The sequence below is a fragment of the Mycobacterium sp. 236(2023) genome, assembly GCF_029623955.1.
Lineage (GTDB): Bacteria > Actinomycetota > Actinomycetes > Mycobacteriales > Mycobacteriaceae > Mycobacterium.
Map to the genome: position 1 here is coordinate 1 of NZ_JARSBP010000023.1, position 908 is coordinate 908.

The 908-nt window shown below is 67.3% G+C and carries 1 protein-coding gene; it reads right to left on the bottom strand.

The window, feature by feature from the left end:
* On the bottom strand, positions 1 to 908 hold a 908-nt coding region (locus P9A17_RS33180), incomplete at both ends, for an S-(hydroxymethyl)mycothiol dehydrogenase (RefSeq protein ID WP_278043060.1).

The window sequence follows — 908 nt, forward strand, 5'->3', positions numbered from 1 at the left end:
TGGTCGAGGGTGATGCGTTCGGAGACGAATTTGTCGAGGGGGAAGCGGCCTTGGAGGTAGAGGCTGATGAGGGTGGGGAAGTCGCGTTCGGGTAGGCAGTCGCCGTACCAGGAGGATTTGAGGGCGCCGCCGCGGGAGAAGAAGTCGATCAGGGGCATGTCGAGGGTCATGTCGGGGGTGGGGACGCCGACGAGGACGACGGTGCCGGCCAGGTCGCGGGCGTAGAAGGCTTGTTTCCAGGTTTCGGGGCGGCCGACGGCGTCGATGACGACGTCGGCGCCGAATCCGTCGGTCAGATCCTGGATGGTTTCGATGGCGTCGAGGTCGCCGGCGTTGATGGTGTGGGTGGCGCCGAATTGGCGGGCCCAGTCCAGTTTTCGGTTGTCGCGGTCGACGGCGATGATGGTTTTCGCTCCGACGAGGGCGGCTCCGGCGATGGCGGCGTCACCGACGCCGCCGCAGCCGATGACGGCGACGGTGTCGTCGCGGGTGATGTTTGCGGTGTTGATGGCCGCGCCGAGGCCGGCCATGACGCCGCAGCCCAGCAGGCCGGCTGCGGCGGGGTCGGCGGCGGGGTCGACTTTGGTGCATTGGCCTTGGTGGACCAGGGTTTTGTCGGCGAAGGCGCCGATGCCCAGGGCGGGGGTGAGTTCGGTGCCGTCGGTCAACGTCATTTTCTGGGTGGCGTTGTGGGTGTCGAAGCACAGGTGGGGGCGGCCGCGTTTGCAGGCGCGGCATTGTCCGCAGACTGCGCGCCAGTTGAGGATGACGAAGTCGCCGACGGCGACGTTGGTGACGCCTTCGCCGATGGTGTCGACGATGCCGGCGGCTTCGTGGCCGAGCAGGAAGGGGAATTCGTCGTTGATGCCGCCTTCGCGGTAGGTCAGGTCGGTATGGCAGACCCCGCA